Genomic DNA, 15,510 nt, shown 5'->3' with positions numbered 1-15,510 from the left:
CTGACCAGTGTGGGAGCGAGCTTGCTCGCGATAGCGATCTACCAGGCAGCAAAGATCTCAGAGCTGCCAAACCTCAGGGTCCACAAAAAACGCCCGGGCATTATCCTCCAGGCTCTCCAGGTGATACCCGCCCTCCTGCACAATCAGGCACGGCAACCCGAGGCTGCGAATGCGCTCACCGAGCAGGGCAAACCCTTCGCGGGTCACCGCTACTTTGCTTTGCGGGTCCAGCTCGAAAATATCGAAGCCCAGGGACAGCACCAGCACCTCGGCGCCGAAGTCCTTCAGCGCCTTCAGCGCTACTTCCAATTGCCCGAGAAAAACCGCCTCGCTGGCGCCATGGGCCATCGGCAGGTTGAGGTTGAAACCCTCGCCTGCACCGACACCACGCTCTTCGGCAAAACCTGCGACGCCCGGATAGAAGTTGGTCGGATCGCCGTGCACCGACACGTAGAGCACGTCATCGCGGTCGTAGAAAATCTCCTGAATACCCTGACCATGGTGCATGTCGGTATCCAGCACCGCTACCCGCGAAAAACCGGCGCGCAATACCTGCGCCGCCACCGCCGCGTTGTTCACATAACAGAAACCACCCGCCGCTTCGGCCCGGGCGTGGTGACCCGGTGGCCGGCACAGGGCATAGGCTGCCGGCTCGCCATCGAGCAAAGCCCGGGCACCGGCGATGGCGCTTTGCGCCGACCAGTAGGCCGAACGCCAGGTCTGCTCGCCCACCGGGCAACTGCCATCGGCCAGATAGCGCGCCGCTTGCGCGAGAATTCCGCGCAGGGCATTGGGTTCGCGGACAAAGATGTTCGACATCACCTCGTCACCCCAATCCTCGGGAATCTCTTTCCAGCGCTGATGGGCTTCCTGCAAAAACCTCAGGTACGGTGCGCCGTGCACCGCCAGCAGCGGATCGAGCCCGGCATCGGCCGGTTGCTCAACGGCAAAACCCAACGCGTGAGACGCCTGCACCAGGCGCTGCGCACGCTCCGGCACTTCCTGCGGCGTGCGCATCTGGCCACGGGAATAGTAGCTGCGTGGATGGTGGAGCAATTGTTCGGGATGGAAAAAACTGCGCATGGAGTGAATACCTGTCAGTTAACGTAGATCTTGAAACCAGCCGCATTCCACTGTGGGAGCGAGCTTGCTCGCGATGAGGTCAGCACATTCAACATTCATGGCGACTGATCCACCGCTATCGCGAGCAAGCTCGCTCCCACATTGACGGCGTTTATTCAGTTTTTACCGCGCGGGCCAACACGGCATTGAGCAACACATCGGTGCCCTGGCGCACATCCTCGGGCAGCACATCTTCCGCTTCGTTATGGCTCAGGCCGCCCACGCACGGGATGAACACCATCGCTGTCGGGCAGTACCGCGCCAGGTGGATCGCATCATGTCCGGCGCCGCTGACAATCGATTGCTGAGCGTAGCCCAGGGCGTCCACGGCCTGTTGCACCGCCGCCACGCAGTCCACGTCGAACGGCGTCGCCGGGCTGATCCAGTGCGGGGTGATCGCCAGTTTCAAACCGCGAGCGTCGGCAATCGCCTGAAGCCGCGCACGGACCTGTTGTTCCATGGTCTCGATGGTTTCATCACGGTGATGACGCAGGTCGACGGTGAAGTTCACCAGCCCCGGAATGGTGTTGCGCGACGACTTGTTGATGCTCAATTCACCGACCGTGGTCAGGCCTTCGGGAGCGAAGTCCGCCGCCAGGCCTTCGATGGCCTGGATCATCTGCGCCACGCCGTACAAGGCGTCCTTGCGCAGCGGCATAGGCGTGGTGCCGGCGTGGGCCGCCATGCCTTCGACCCGTACGTCGAGCCAGCGAATCGCCTGGCCGCCACTGACGACGCCGATGCTCTTGGCGTTGTCTTCGAGGATCGGCCCTTGCTCGATGTGGGCTTCAAAGTACGCATCCACCGCGCCGCCGAGCGGGCGCTCGCCGGCATAACCGGTACGTTGCAGCGCCTCAGCAACGCTGATCCCATCGATATCGCGCACCGCCAGCGCAGCGTCCAGATCCATGATCCCGGTGAACACCGCCGAGCCGAACATGGCCGGGGTGAAGCGTGCGCCTTCTTCGTTGGTCCACACCGCCACTTCCAGCGGCTTGCGGGTCTGGATGCCCAGATCGTTCAGGCAGCGCACCACTTCCAGGCCGGCGAGCACGCCGTACACGCCGTCGAAACGCCCGCCTTCGGGCTGGGTGTCGAGGTGGCTGCCCATCATCACCGGCGCGGCATCAGGATCGGTGCCGGCGCGGCGGGCAAACAGGTTGCCGATGGCATCCACGCTCAGGGTCATGCCGGCTTCGCGGCACCAGTGGGCAAAGAGTTCCCGACCGGCCTTGTCCTCGTCGCTCAGGGCCAGGCGGCAGCTGCCGCCACGGGCGGTAGCGCCGATTTCGGCCATCGCCATCAGACTCGCCCAGAGGCGTTCGCCATTGATCTTCAACATGTGTTTCTCCAGGAAAATTCGGGGGTCAGGCCTTGGCCAGTTCCAGGCGTTCAGCGCTGGCATGGCGACGGGCAAGGGACAGGACACACAGCAGCGAAGTCGCGGCGATCAGGCTGTAGAACACCGCCATCGGCCACCACTGGCCGACGAACCTGTGTGCCAGCAGCGTGCCGATCAGTGGCGTCAGGCCACCGGCCACAGCGCCGCAAATCTGGTATGCCAGAGAGATCGCGGTGTAGCGCACACGGGTCTCGAACATGCCGCTGACGTAGCCGGCGATCACCGCGTAGAACGACGCCATGCACACCACCGCCAACGCAATGCCGAGGATGATCAACGGCGCCTGGGCCGAACTGACCAGCACGAACATCGGGTACGGCGAAGCCATCGCCAGCAGCGACACCAGGCACAGGAAGCGGGTGGCGCCAATCTTCTCGGCGACCCAGGCCGCCAGCGGTTGAATGCAGAACTGGATGATCGCGACGACAAACAGACACTCAAGGATCAGCGAGCGCGGCAGTTCCAGTTGCTGAGTGGTGTAGGCGATCATGAAGGTGTTGGTGAAATACACCCCGGCGATCCCCAGGGTGTTGGCGCCGATGCACAGCAACAAAGGACGCCACGCGGTGCGCAGCACCTCCATGACCGGCGCCTGCTCCTTGCGTTTGTTTTTGCTCGCCAATTCACGACTGGCAAGAAACTCCGGCGACTCATTGACCCCCAGGCGAATCGCCAGGCCCACCAGCAGCAACAGCGAACTGGCGAGGAACGGCAGGCGCCAGCCCCAGCTCATCAGGTCTTCTTCCGGCAGACGGGTGACGGCGCTGAAGGCCAGCAGCGACAGGATCAAACCCGCCGGGCTGCCCAGTTGCGCAAACGAGGCGAAGAAATTGCGCCGGCCTTTCGGCGCATGCTCGCCGGCCATCAGCACCGCCCCGCCCCACTCGCCACCCACGGCAATGCCCTGGACGATGCGCAACAGAATCAGCAGCACCGGGGCCGCGGCGCCGATTTGCGCGTAAGTCGGCAGCAAGCCGATGCATACCGTGACCACGCCCATCATCAACAAGGTGATGATCAGCGACTTCTTGCGGCCGATGCGGTCACCGATATGACCGAAGACAATCCCGCCCAACGGCCGCGCAAAGAAACCCACGGCGAAGGTGCCGAAAGCGGCCATGGTGCTGAACAGCTTGTCGTCCGAGGGGAAGAACAGCGCACCGAACACCAGCGCGGCGGCGGTGGCGTAGATGTAAAAGTCGTACCACTCGATCATGGTGCCAATGAAGGCAGCGGCGGCCGCACGGCGCGGCTGGGACGAAGCTTGAGGCTTCATGGGGTCGGGCTCCTTTGGTTATTTTTCTGGCAGGAGAGAAACGGCAAATCCGCGGCGCTCTGGCGGCGCCGGTCTGGGGATGATTTTTCGTTCCCGGGCCATGATTAGTCAATTTTCTATTTATTATTCGAAGTATTACTTAAGCTTATAATTGAGAGCGACAGTCGAACGCGGTGTGCAACGCACAGGCGTTGAGCAGAATGTAAACGGGGGTCTGCAATGTCAGTTACAGGTCGCGGCTCTTCTGGACAGGCAGCAATCGATCAAAAGCGAACCCTTATCGGCCCGGGGTCGCTTAGGACTCTTCAAAATGATGCCGCAACAATGGCATCTCTCGCTAATAGCCAACGTAGACAGGTTCTCGCCCATAAAACCCCTTCCGGCCAGCGCTATAAGTAGCAAGCTATTTGTTAATGAAAGTCTGAAGTATTCATTTGAACTTTCAGATTCTTTCAGTGCGCGGCCTGTGCCTAACATCGACTCCACAGCGAACCAGCCTCTTGGCAGCCTGGCGCCGTCGAAGTGCATTTGCAGTAGGCCTTGGGATTTTTGAGGATCACCGATGAAGCTGGAAATTTTTCGCACGCTGTGGGGTTACACCGCCAGCAAGGCTCAGGCACTCGAGGAGTTGCTGCAAGCGGGCTTTGATGGCATGGAAGCACGCCTGCCACTGGACGCCCGTGAACGGACCGAGTTTGGCGCCTTTCTCCAGGCCAATCGCCTGGGCTATATCAGCACAGTCTTCACCGCGTATGACGTGCTGCCGGACCAGTCTGCGTCCCCCGCCATTCACCTCAATGACCTCGACCAGAAACTCGCCTGGGCCGCTGAACTCGGCCCACGCTTCGTCAACGTGCTGGCGGGCAATGACCGCTGGTCCTTGCCACAGCAAGTGGAGTTTTTCGGCCAGGCGCTGGATCTGGCGCGCAAGCACGGCCAGGTCTGCAGTTTCGAAACCCACCGTTCGCGTTCGCTGTTCAACCCCTGGGTGACTCTGGAGTTGATCCGGCAATTGCCCGATCTGTTGTTCACCAGTGACATCAGCCACTGGGTCGTGACCTGCGAACGCCTGTTGAATGACCCGGCCGATGACCTGAGCGCTTTCATCGAGCGGGTTCACCATATCCAGGCCCGGGTCGGTTACGACCAGGGCCCGCAGGTTCCGCACCCGGCGGCTCCCGAATATGCAAGGGAACTGGCCTTCCACCAGCAGCACTGGGAAAGCATCTGGCGCTCGCAGCAAGCCCGCGGTTACCAGGTCAGCACCCTGACCCCGGAATTCGGCGCCGACGGCTACCTGCATCATTTGCCCTTCACCAATGTCCCGGTCGCCGACCTATGGTCGTTGAACGTGTGGATGGGCCAGACCGAGCGCGAACACTTCGACCGTTTCAGCCACTCAAGCCATCCTTAGGGAGCCGATGCGTCATGCCTGATAATAAAAACAACAGCGCCAGCACTGACACACACAAAGCCAACTTCAACAGCATCCCGGTGGTCAACATCGCCGGTCTGTTCAGCGTTGAACTGGAACACCGCCTGGCCGTGGCCGAACAATTGGGGCGCGCCGCCAGCGAGGTCGGGTTCCTCTACATCACCGATCACGGTATCGACCCGCAACTGATCGCCAACCTGCGCCAGGCTGCCAAGGACTTTTTCGACCAGCCCTTCGACACCAAGATGCAGCACTACATCGGCACCTCCCAAACCCACAAGGGATTTGTGCCCGAAGGCGAAGAGGTCTATTCCAAGGGCAAGCCGGACCACAAGGAAGCCTTTGACGTCGGCTTCGAAGTCCCGGCCGATGACCCGCTGGTGCTGACCAACACGCCATTGCTGGGGCCCAATGACTGGCCGCAGCTGCAAGGTTTCAAGGCGTCGGTGCAGGCCTACTATGAAGCCATCTTCGCCTTGGGCCGGCGGCTGTTCGGTGGCTTCGCCCTGACCCTGGGCCTGGAAGAAAACTACTTCGACAGCCTGGTCACCCGTCCGCCGTCCAAGCTGCGCCTCATCCACTACCCCTTCGACGGTGCCGCCCATGACGCACCGGGTCTTGGAGCCCATACTGATTACGAGTGTTTCACCATCCTTTTGGCCGATAAACCAGGCCTTGAGGTGATGAACAACCTTGGCCAATGGATCGATGCACCACCGATTGCCGATGCCTTTGTGGTCAACATCGGCGACATGCTGGAGGTGATGACCGCAGGCGCATTCGTAGCCACCGCGCACCGGGTGCGCAGCGTGAAGGAGGAACGTTATTCCTTTCCGCTGTTTTATGCCTGCGACTATCACACCCAGATCAAACCACTGCCCGGGTTCGCACAGGCAGGCAACGACTACGAAGAAATCACCATCGGCGAACACATGTATGGCCAGGCGCTGCAGACCTATCAGTATCTGCGCCAGAGGGTGGCCAACGGGGAAGTTCAACTGCCAGGCAAGGCACGCAAGCCCGCCAGTTTCGGACATTTGAAAAATCAGGCTCAACCGTCCTGATTGAAGTTTTCAGCTAACCCCCTACCTACGCCGGAGTCAGTACATCATGAAAAACAATAAGAAAAACCTTTTGAGCCTGGCTGTGTTGGCAGCCGGTATGTTCGGTGCCTCGGTGAGCATGGCCGCGGCAGACACGTTCAAGGTCGGCATGGAGATCACCTACCCTCCCTTTGAGTCCTATGACAAGGACAAAAACGTGGTGGGTTCGGACCCCGAACTGGCAACGGCACTGGCCAAGCACATGAACGCCAAGGTGGAGTTCGTCGACACCAAGTTCCCGAGCCTGATCCTGGGCTTGAACTCCGGCAAGTACGACGCAGTCATTTCCGGCATGTACATCACGCCTGAGCGCCAGACTCAGGCCCAGACCATCGCCTACGCCAACACCGGTGCCGCGGTCATGGTGCCCAAGGGCAGCGAGATCAATGCGAAGAAGCCTGAAGATCTGTGCGGCCTGAAACTGGGCCTGGAACAGGGCACCACCTGGGTCAAGGAATTCAAGAAGCTCTCCGACGACTACTGCGTGCCGAACAACAAAGGCGCCATCACCGTCAGCGAGTACCCTTCGGCCCCCGAAGTGACCCAGGCCTTGTTGTCCAGGAACATTCAGGCCCAGGTTGAAATCGCCGGCGCGGCAAAAATGATCGCGGAAAAGACCAACGGCCGGGTAGTGATCACCACCGAGCATCCGATTTATCAGCAAACCCTGGGCATCTTCGTCAAGAAAGGTAACGACGAAACCTTCCAGGCCGTGCAAAAGGCCTTCGAGGAGAGCAAAAAGAGCGGTGAATACGCCGCAATTCTCCAGAAATATGGCTTGGAAGAACCGACTGCCAATTAAGAACCTGTCCTTGTAGTCTGGTCATCTGCCTCCCCTGCACCGGGGCGGCAGATCGAGGTGCCCCATGCAATTCGATTGGTCATATTTCCTGTCCCTGTTCTCCCTGCCGGACTTCTGGAAGGCCTGCGTAACGGTGGTCCAGCTCAGCGCCCTGGCCTGGTTCATCGGCATGCTGCTGGGTTTTGTCCTGGCCACGGCCAAGCTGTCCCACACGCCCTTGCTGCGCATTCCCGCAGCGGTCTACATCTGGTTCTTCCGCAGCATTCCGTTGCTGGTGCTGGTGGTCTTCGTCTACAACCTGCCGCAACTGTTTCCCGGTAGCGGACCGATTCTGTCCAACCCCTTCTACTCGGGCCTGCTGGCCCTGGTGGTCACTGAAGCGGCGTACATGGCGGAAATCCATCGTGGTGGCCTGATCTCCGTGGCCAAAGGCCAGAAGGAAGCCGGGCGCGCGCTGGGTATCGGCCTGTTCGGCATGCAACGCTTGATCGTGATCCCCCAGGCATTCCGTATTTCGCTGCCCACGCTGATCAATGAATACATCACGGTGGTCAAGCTGACATCGCTGGTCTCGGTCATCTCCCTGACCGAAATCCTCACGGTCGGCCAACGCCTCTATGCCACCAACTTTCTGGTCATGGAAACCCTGGCGGCGGTAGGCGTCTATTACGTGTTGATCGTCACCGTGTTCGGTTTTTTCCTGCAGCGCCTGGAGCGCTACCTGGACCTGAACTTCCGCAAGCCTCACACACTCGACGCGGCCGCCATAGCCAACTTCAGGGCCAGCGCCGAAGCGTTGCCCGACACTGCGCGCAAAGCGGCAGGCAACAATGCGACGCCCATCCTGCAACTGAAGAACATCCAGAAAAGCTATGGCACCCACCAGGTGCTGATGGGCATCGACCTGAATGTCGAGTACGGCCAGGTGGTCTCGATCATCGGGCCATCCGGCTCCGGCAAGACGTCGCTGATCCGCACCGTCAACGGCCTGGAAACCATCGATACCGGCGACATTCTGTTGTTTGGCGAAAAATTCATCGAAGCGTCGGACAAACCCAACAGCACCCGCCTGCGCAAAGGCGTGCGGCACATCGGCATGGTGTTCCAGAACTTCAACCTGTTCCCGCACCGCACCATTCTCGACAACGTCACCCTGGCGCCCCGTTACCATGGCCAGCCGGGTGAGCTGAGTGAACATCGTGCCTATGCGCTACTGGACAAGGTCGGCCTGCTGGCCCATGCCCACAAGTACCCGCACCAGCTCTCCGGTGGGCAGCAACAGCGTGTGGCGATCGCTCGAGCCCTGGCGATGGAACCGCAGATCATGCTGTTCGACGAGCCGACCTCGGCCCTCGACCCGGAACTGGTCAACGACGTGCTGAACGTGATCCGCGACCTGGCCAAAGAAGGCATGACCATGCTGATCGTGACCCACGAAATGGACTTTGCCATGTCGATATCCGACCGGGTCGTATTCATGGAGAACGGTAATATCCAACTGGATGCCGCACCTGAAACCATACGATGCGATGCCGAAGGAGAACGAGTGCGGCGCTTCATGGGCATCAGTGCTCGATCGCCAAGCCGGTCTGCAACGGTGGATCATGCATGAATAGGCAACTACTCTCTTTGAGCTTTCTTCTTTCAGGAAAACGCACATGAATCTGGGAATAGCAGGACGCTGGGCGCTGGTATGCGCCGCCAGCAAAGGTCTGGGCAAAGCCTGCGCACAGGCACTCGTCCATGAAGGCGTGAACGTGGTGATCACCGCACGCGGCGAGCACACGCTCAATGAAACAGCCCGTGAGCTCAGAGCGCTAAATCCTGAAGTGACGGTCATCGCCGTAGCCGGAGACATTTCGACGGCCGAGGGTCGGGCGGCAGCGCTCATGGCCCATGAGCATTTCGATATCTTGATCAACAACGCTGGAGGCCCTCCCCCCGGGGATTTTCGCGAATGGAATCGCGACGCCTGGCTCAAGGCGCTGGATGCCAACATGCTGACGCCTATCGAGTTGATCAAGGCCACGGTAGACGGTATGGCGGCACGTGGATTTGGTCGAATCATCAACATCACGTCGAGTGCCGTGAAGTCCCCTATCGAAAGCCTGGGCCTGTCCAACGGCGCGCGCAGTGGTCTGACAGGTTTTATCGCAGGGCTTGCCCGGCAAGAAAACATCGCCAGTCGCAATGTGACGATCAACAACCTGCAACCAGGCTCATTCGACACCGATCGACTGCGTGACAACCTGGTCGCTGCTGCCCAGGAGTCGGGGCAGGACAGCGAGGAGTTCCTTGGCCAATGCCGTAGCGAAATTCCTGCCAAACGCTTCGGCTCACCCGAAGAGTTCGGTGCGCTGTGTGCCTTCGTTTGCAGCAACCATGCGGGCTACCTGACCGGGCAGAACCTGTTGATTGATGGAGGGGCCGTTCGCTCCAGCCAATAATGGGCAAGGGCTATGCAGGTGTACCCGGGCAATCAGGCTGGAGTTCGCGGCCTCGCCCGGGTGAGTATTGCTGATCAGGGTTTACGCGCAATAATCACCTGACTTTTCGCCACCACGGCATCCAGCGCCTGCTTGATCTGTGCGCCCCGTGGCGAAGCCAGGATCGCCTGCCAGGTATCCGCCCAGTGGTTGAGCAACGGATGGTCCGGGTTGCTGAAGTCGACCTTGGCTTCCCAGAACAACAGCATCCACATCGACCAGTAGAATCCGTACTGGCTGTGGCTGATCACTTCCAGGCCGGCATCGCTGACCATGGCCTTGAACTGCGCTTCGCTGATGATGCGGATGTGGTTGGGCTTCTGAAAATACTCGGCCGCCGCGATATCTTTTTGCAGGTCTTCGGAGCTGGGATGCGGGACGCTCAGCAGGTACAGCGCGCCCGGTTTACCGACGCGCACCAGTTCAGCGAGGAACTGTGCCGGATCGTCCACGTGTTCGATGACCTCGGTCGACACCACCCGCGTGGCGGTCGCATCGGCAATCGGCAGCGGGTTGCAGTCGGTGACATGGCATTCGACGTCGCGGGCCGGTGTATCGCTCAGGCGCAGGCGGGTCGCTTCGACCTTGGCTGCGTCGATATCGGCGATGATGATCTTCGCCCCGCGCATCCCGCAGAAATGCACGTTGCCACCGTCGCCGCAGCCAACATCCAGCAGCGTGTCCTCGGGGGTCACCGGGAATCCGCTGAACAGTTCGCCGGTCTGCTGATTGAACCAGCCGCTGAGCATCGCATCGTGCAGGCCGAGCATGTAAGGGTCGACTTTCTCCGCCACTGGCGCCGCGGGCGGGGTCTCTGGCTGCACAGGCGCGGGCGTGCCCGCCGTGAGTTTCTTCAAAAGGCTCAGCATGAGGTGGCTCCAGAGGATGTGACGGCTGTTCGGGAAGTGCCCAGGCGTTTGACCAGCGAGGCGCCACGGTTGCGCATGGGCATTTCGATGACGCGATAGTTGAGTTCGCTCAGCAGCACGATCAGGCCGCCAGCCATCAGCAACATCAAGATCGGATGGCCAGCCGGACTGGGCAGCCCGGCAGCCTGCAAACGGAAAATGAATTCACGAACCAGCAAATAGGCCGGGATATGGATCAAGTAAATCCCGTAGGAACGGCTGCCGACCCACGTCATCAGGTTTTTGAACACGCCGCGCGGCAACAGGTAATCGCGGTTGTAAGAAGCGATCCAGACCAGCAGCGCGCACAGCACCGCAATCACGCCGATCCGGTAAGAGGTGAAGGTGAAACGATCCGTTGCCATGAAGCTGAGCAGCAACGACAGCGCGATCAATGCGGCAACGCCCGCCCATGGACGACGCAAGAATTTTGGCTCCCAGCGCAGGTACGACGGTTGCGTACTCCACATCGCCAACAGCACGCCAAGGGCCAGCGCATCGGTGCGCACTACCATCAGGATCGGCGTGCGCAAGGTGAACAATTGCACCGCAACCAGCGCCAGCAACGCCCACACCAGGTGCTTGCGAAACAGCACGATCATCAACGGAAACAGCAGGTAGAACTGCTCTTCCAGCGACAGGCTCCAGTACACGAAGCTGGTGCCGTACTCGTAGTGATAAAAACTGTCGGCAAAGCGGAAATTGGCGTATTGGGCGATGCCGGCCAGGGTCGCCTGAATGTTCGCGTGCAGGGTGCCGAACGCGCCTGAGCGGTTGAGAAAAAGGCACGCCAGCAACATCAGCGCCAGCCATAACCAGGCTGAAGGGAGCAATCGAAAGGCCCGTCTCAACCAGAAATTACGCGTCTGTTGCCAATATTCCTGACGCGTTGTGCAACGGCGCAAGGCCGGGATCAGGCTGCGGGCAATGACGAAGCCCGAGATCGCGAAAAACAGATCCACGCCCCACCACGGCTGACCGTACAGCGTGATGGCTTGCAACAACGGCACGGTCGCCGCGAACAGGCTGTCCTGCAGGTGATGAAACAGCACGCCGAGCACCGCAATGCCGCGCAGCAACTCGATGTCCATGATCCGTTTTTCGTTGCTCATGCGTCCTCCTGGACATGAGGTTTGCGAGCAATGATCACCTGGCTCTTGGGCATGAACTGATCCAGCATCTGCTTGATCGCCAACCCGTCGGGCTGGGCCAGCAAGTCCTGCCAGGTTTTCGCCCAGCTCTCCATCAGCGGCGGATACGGCGCCTGAATCCGGTCGCGAACCGCGCCACCCAATTCACGCCCGGCAGCCCGTTCGCTGGCCCAGAAAAAAATCATGCCCATGACCCAGAAAAAACCGGACGCCTGGCGATGCTCGATGACCAGGCCCGCGTCTTCCACCAGCGCGGCGAATCGCTCGGGGCTGAAAATCTGTACGTGATTGGGCGATTGGAAATAGCTGGCCGGAGCGATGCCTTTCTGCAAATGTTCGCCTACCGGGGACGGTACGCTCAGCAGGTACAGCGCGCCGGGGCGACCCATGCGCACCAGTTCGGCCATGAAGGGTTCTGGCTGATCGATGTGTTCCAGTACTTCCATGCACACGACTTTGCTGGCGCAGCCCTTGGCCAATGGCAGCGGCAAACTGTTGCTGACCAGCCCCAGGCTCGGCTTGTCTGATTGCGCCGCCACTTGTCGGGCAAGCTCGCGGACCTTGTCGTGTTCACTGTCGGTGAAAATCACCGAAGCGCCCTGGCGGACCGCGAACAAAGTCGCCACGCCTTCACCGCAGCCAACATCCAGCAAGGTGTCGTCGGCGGTGATGGCAAACCCCTTGAGCAATTCACCGCTGTCGCCGAGAAACCAGCCGTCGAGCAGGGCATCGTACAAACCGATGTCCCTGGGCGAGACCCGCATTTCTGCTGGGGCGACCGCTACCGGTGCGGGCCGCAACTTCGCAAGCAGGCGCCGAATCATGTGCCCGACGCTTGTGCGCAGTTTGCTTCACGCCGTTGCAGCAACTGCTCGAACACCGCCTTCAGGCGCTGTTCGGCAACGGCCTGGCTGCAGAACCCCTGCAGGCTGCCCACGGCATGGGCCGACATTCGCTGATAGCGCTCGACGTCCTGCCTGGCGACGTCATGGCTGGCGGAAAATGCCGTACACAATGAGTCCCAATCCGTGACGTAACGCAGGGTACGATACGCTGCGCGAGGATCGTGGGGCCAGGATGTCAGTTCGTCGGTGCCTTCGACGATGAACGCGTTGTCACGGTCGATGTAGTCGGCCATGGCGGTGTTCAGCGGCGCAATGGCCGGCTTGCCGCAGGACATGAACTCCATCAACGGCAGGCATTGCCCTTCGCCGTAGGAGCAGTTGACGACGTAACTGGTGGCCTCGACCAGGCGCTCGTAGTCGATGTCGGACAGAAAGCCGTGGATCAGCACAATGCGGCACTGGTAGGACTGATTCTTGTAGACGTGGTGCAGCATGTCGTTCAAAGCGTTGGCGATGTCATGGTGCGTGAGCTTGAGCACCAGGGTCGCGTCGGGCGTGTCGCGAAAGGCAGTGCAAAATGCACTGATCATGTCCTTCCAGTTCTTGCGTCCGTCGTAGGGATTGAATACCGAGGTGTAGACCACGCCCTCGAGCACCAGCTCACAATCGCGCGGCGGTTGGTCGAAGGCGATCGGCGTGCCTTCGCGCAAACGTTCAGGGCCGTAGGGGCGCAAGTCCGTGGTACGACTGTCGATCAACAGCCCGCGCAGGTTCAGACGTGTGGGGCCCACGACCGGACGCTTGTCCAGAAGCTCGCCACGGGCGGCAAAACGGTCCCAGACAGGTGCTGCGATAGCGCTGATCGGGTAATCGGGGCCCATCACATCGCGTACGGCATTCACGGTAAAACTGGAGTGGGTGATCGCTGTCCCGCAGGAGCCCAACACCGTCCGCCAGTCATGCCGTGGTTCGCCCTGCCAGCTCTCGGTGGGAATGGTGCTGAACTCCCAGGCGAACACCGGAATCGTCGGGCACGCGTAGTGGACCGGCGTGCGATGCGGCGGGGAGAAGGACAGGAACACGCAGTCTTCGCCCCGGCTCAGGCAATCGAAATACAACCGATCGACCAGCTCGTCCGGGTTGCTGACCTCGATCACCTGCCCCAGCCGTTCGAGCACCGGGCGGAATTCCTTGAGGACGAAGTAATAGCTGTACTCGGGCCGCCCAAGATTCTGCTGGATGTTGCTCTTGTTGGTTTCCGAATGAATGATGATCAGCACGATGCAGCCCCCGTTTCGGCAACCACCGGCACGACGTCACGGGCAGGTTCCTGTTTGAAGAACAGCGCCAGCCGCTGCTGCACCGGCGCGAAGCTGCAGTACTGGTGCATGCGTTCGCTGGCCGCGTCCGCCTTGGCCTGCCAGGCGTCCGGCTGATTTTTTGCCATCGCGTAGCTGTTCTCATAAGCCGTTTTCAACGACCCCCAGTCCGGACGGTGGCGCAATGTGCGGTACAGGATGCGCGCGTCTTCCGGCCAGATCGTCGGCTCCTGGCTGGACTTGACGATGAAAGCCACACGCTCGTCGATGTAGTCGCGCATCGCCGTGTGGTTCGGGGCGATGACAGGCCGGGCGCAGGACATGAACTCCATCAGCGGCAGGCACAAGCCTTCGCAACGTGAAGCGTTGACGTAGTAGCTCGCCGCGCCATAAAGCCGGGCGAACTGCTCGTCCTGCAGATAACCGTGCATGACCACCACGCGACAGGCGAAGGGCGAGAGCTGGGACAGCAAGGTCATGAGCTCGACGTAATAGGTCGACAGGTCGTTCTGGGTCATCTTCAACACGAGCGTGGCGTCTTGCACATCACGCAGCGCCCAGCAGAACGCCGTGATCAGGTGATGCCAGTTCTTGCGCCCGTCATCGGGGTTGAACACGCTCACATAGATGACGCCATCGACCTCGATTTCCACCGTTTCGCTGGTGTCGGGGTAAGCCGCTTGTGGATGCTCGTCCTGCGCGCAAGTCGCGCTGATGACGGGTTCATCCGGCGCGGGAGCTTCGCTGACCGCAGGTTCGATCGGCAACGGTTGAGGCGTGCGAAACCTGGCCAGCCACGGCCGAACGGCATCCGGCACCAGATCGCGAACAGCTTCGCGATACCACAACAGCAGGTAGTGTTTAAGCAGGAACAGCGACGAGTGCTTGCTGTCTGCCGACAGGGCTCGACAGGCTTCGCGCAGGTAATGTTTGGTGATGAAAAGGCGCCGCCGCAGGGTCAACGGTGGCGGTGGCGCTGATTCAGGTTCTGGTTCCGGCTCTGGTTCCGGCTCGACGATTTCCTCTGGTGCTTGCTCGATGATCGGCGCGATCAAACCATCGGCGGACAACCCCATCGAGCGGCTGTCCAGGATGCAACCCTTGATCTGCAACGTGGCACCCGCGTTCACCGGCGTACCGGGATATTGCTGGCGAATGTCGGCGAAGCGTTCCCACAAAGGCGTCGGCAGCACCAGCACCGGGAAGTCGTCGCCCAGGGTCCGGCGGATGGCTTCGGCGGTGTGGGTGGACAACGTGATCACTCGCCCCAGGCGCGCCAGTGTCTGGCTCCAGTCCTGACGCGGATCGTTGTCCCAGTGCTCGGCGGGAATGCTGTCGAACTCCCAGGCGACCACGCACACCATCGGGCATTGCAGGTCGGTGGGAGTCTTGTGCGGTGGCGCGAACGAAATGAACAGGCAGTCCTGGCCGGCCTGCTGCAACTGCCGATACAGCGGGTCGACCTCGGCGGCCGATGACACCACATGCACCGGCCCGAGGCTTTCGAACAACGGTCGGTAAGCCTTGAGCACGAAGTAGTAACTGTATTCTGGACGGCCGAGACTCCGGCTGATGGAGCTGTCGTTGACGTCGGAGTAAAGAATAAAATTCATGGCATCCCACGGTGACGCCGCCATCCCGGCAGCCTCACGCTATGACGG

13 protein-coding genes are annotated in these 15,510 nt (G+C 60.7%); 5 read left to right on the top strand and 8 right to left on the bottom strand.

The window, feature by feature from the left end:
• Positions 1-57 precede the first annotated feature (57 nt).
• From KW840_RS24340 to KW840_RS24330, 3 genes are all read right to left on the bottom strand, one after another.
• Positions 58-1,083 (bottom strand): histone deacetylase family protein, encoded by a 1,026-nt coding sequence (locus KW840_RS24340; protein ID WP_218498047.1) that lies wholly within the window; start codon positions 1,081-1,083, stop codon positions 58-60.
• Between the two features lie 151 nt (positions 1,084-1,234).
• Positions 1,235-2,464, bottom strand: a complete 1,230-nt coding sequence (locus KW840_RS24335; protein ID WP_218498046.1) for a Zn-dependent hydrolase — start codon at positions 2,462-2,464, stop codon at positions 1,235-1,237.
• Positions 2,465-2,489: 25 nt separating this feature from the next.
• Positions 2,490-3,800 carry an MFS transporter gene (locus tag KW840_RS24330; RefSeq protein WP_057713914.1) on the bottom strand — a complete coding sequence of 437 codons (1,311 nt, stop codon included), beginning with the start codon at positions 3,798-3,800 and terminating at the stop codon, positions 2,490-2,492.
• 562 nt (positions 3,801-4,362) lie between these two features.
• On the opposite strand from KW840_RS24330, the gene KW840_RS24325 reads away from it, so the two are divergent.
• From KW840_RS24325 to KW840_RS24305, 5 genes are all read left to right on the top strand, one after another.
• Complete coding sequence (locus KW840_RS24325; RefSeq protein ID WP_154908859.1) at positions 4,363-5,214, top strand: sugar phosphate isomerase/epimerase; 852 nt, start codon at positions 4,363-4,365, stop codon at positions 5,212-5,214.
• A 14-nt stretch (positions 5,215-5,228) separates the two neighbouring features.
• The gene (locus tag KW840_RS24320) at positions 5,229-6,299 is read left to right on the top strand and encodes an isopenicillin N synthase family oxygenase (RefSeq protein WP_150814935.1); all 1,071 of its coding nucleotides are present in this window, start codon (positions 5,229-5,231) and stop codon (positions 6,297-6,299) included.
• 46 nt (positions 6,300-6,345) lie between these two features.
• Positions 6,346-7,140 (top strand): ABC transporter substrate-binding protein, encoded by a 795-nt coding sequence (locus KW840_RS24315; RefSeq protein ID WP_057713911.1) that lies wholly within the window; start codon positions 6,346-6,348, stop codon positions 7,138-7,140.
• 64 nt (positions 7,141-7,204) lie between these two features.
• Positions 7,205-8,752, top strand: coding sequence for an amino acid ABC transporter permease/ATP-binding protein (locus KW840_RS24310; RefSeq protein ID WP_057713910.1), 1,548 nt, complete (start codon positions 7,205-7,207; stop codon positions 8,750-8,752).
• Positions 8,753-8,798: 46 nt separating this feature from the next.
• On the top strand, positions 8,799-9,587 hold the full coding sequence (locus tag KW840_RS24305) for an SDR family oxidoreductase (protein WP_057713909.1): 789 nt from the start codon (positions 8,799-8,801) through the stop codon (positions 9,585-9,587).
• 74 nt (positions 9,588-9,661) lie between these two features.
• Here the strand turns inward: KW840_RS24305 and KW840_RS24300 are convergent, their stop codons facing one another.
• The 5 genes from KW840_RS24300 to KW840_RS24280 are packed head-to-tail and all read right to left on the bottom strand — an operon-like array spanning position 9,662 to position 15,462.
• On the bottom strand, positions 9,662-10,495 hold the full coding sequence (locus KW840_RS24300) for a class I SAM-dependent methyltransferase (protein WP_218498045.1): 834 nt from the start codon (positions 10,493-10,495) through the stop codon (positions 9,662-9,664).
• A complete protein-coding gene (locus KW840_RS24295; RefSeq protein ID WP_218498044.1) occupies positions 10,489-11,646 on the bottom strand; it encodes an acyltransferase in 1,158 nt (385 codons plus the stop codon). The genes KW840_RS24300 and KW840_RS24295 overlap by 7 nt, the downstream gene beginning before the upstream one ends.
• Entirely contained in the window at positions 11,643-12,509 is an 867-nt protein-coding gene (locus KW840_RS24290) for a bifunctional 2-polyprenyl-6-hydroxyphenol methylase/3-demethylubiquinol 3-O-methyltransferase UbiG (protein WP_218498043.1), read from the bottom strand. Before KW840_RS24290 ends, KW840_RS24295 begins: the two co-directional genes overlap by 4 nt.
• On the bottom strand, positions 12,506-13,810 hold the full coding sequence (locus KW840_RS24285; protein WP_218498042.1) for a glycosyltransferase: 1,305 nt from the start codon (positions 13,808-13,810) through the stop codon (positions 12,506-12,508). Before KW840_RS24285 ends, KW840_RS24290 begins: the two co-directional genes overlap by 4 nt.
• Positions 13,804-15,462: a glycosyltransferase gene (locus KW840_RS24280; protein WP_218498041.1), complete on the bottom strand. Its 1,659-nt coding sequence runs from the start codon at positions 15,460-15,462 to the stop codon at positions 13,804-13,806. The genes KW840_RS24285 and KW840_RS24280 overlap by 7 nt, the downstream gene beginning before the upstream one ends.
• Positions 15,463-15,510 lie beyond the last annotated feature (48 nt).

Origin of the sequence: Pseudomonas sp. PDM30 (assembly GCF_019218985.1) — a bacterium.
Classification (GTDB): domain Bacteria; phylum Pseudomonadota; class Gammaproteobacteria; order Pseudomonadales; family Pseudomonadaceae; genus Aquipseudomonas; species Aquipseudomonas jessenii.
Note: the sequence above shows the minus strand (reverse complement) of the source record. Positions and strands in the feature narration are given on the sequence as shown.

What these genes read in the sequence shown, in the direction of transcription:
- KW840_RS24340 (WP_218498047.1), bottom strand. Translation starts at nt 1,083, where the DNA reads ATGCGCAGTTTTTTCCATCCCGAACAATTGCTCCACCATCCACGCAGC.
- KW840_RS24335 (WP_218498046.1), bottom strand. Translation starts at nt 2,464, where the DNA reads ATGTTGAAGATCAATGGCGAACGCCTCTGGGCGAGTCTGATGGCGATG.
- KW840_RS24330 (WP_057713914.1), bottom strand. Translation starts at nt 3,800, where the DNA reads ATGAAGCCTCAAGCTTCGTCCCAGCCGCGCCGTGCGGCCGCCGCTGCC.
- KW840_RS24325 (WP_154908859.1), top strand. Translation starts at nt 4,363, where the DNA reads ATGAAGCTGGAAATTTTTCGCACGCTGTGGGGTTACACCGCCAGCAAG.
- KW840_RS24320 (WP_150814935.1), top strand. Translation starts at nt 5,229, where the DNA reads ATGCCTGATAATAAAAACAACAGCGCCAGCACTGACACACACAAAGCC.
- KW840_RS24315 (WP_057713911.1), top strand. Translation starts at nt 6,346, where the DNA reads ATGAAAAACAATAAGAAAAACCTTTTGAGCCTGGCTGTGTTGGCAGCC.
- KW840_RS24310 (WP_057713910.1), top strand. Translation starts at nt 7,205, where the DNA reads ATGCAATTCGATTGGTCATATTTCCTGTCCCTGTTCTCCCTGCCGGAC.
- KW840_RS24305 (WP_057713909.1), top strand. Translation starts at nt 8,799, where the DNA reads ATGAATCTGGGAATAGCAGGACGCTGGGCGCTGGTATGCGCCGCCAGC.
- KW840_RS24300 (WP_218498045.1), bottom strand. Translation starts at nt 10,495, where the DNA reads ATGCTGAGCCTTTTGAAGAAACTCACGGCGGGCACGCCCGCGCCTGTG.
- KW840_RS24295 (WP_218498044.1), bottom strand. Translation starts at nt 11,646, where the DNA reads ATGAGCAACGAAAAACGGATCATGGACATCGAGTTGCTGCGCGGCATT.
- KW840_RS24290 (WP_218498043.1), bottom strand. Translation starts at nt 12,509, where the DNA reads ATGATTCGGCGCCTGCTTGCGAAGTTGCGGCCCGCACCGGTAGCGGTC.
- KW840_RS24280 (WP_218498041.1), bottom strand. Translation starts at nt 15,462, where the DNA reads ATGAATTTTATTCTTTACTCCGACGTCAACGACAGCTCCATCAGCCGG.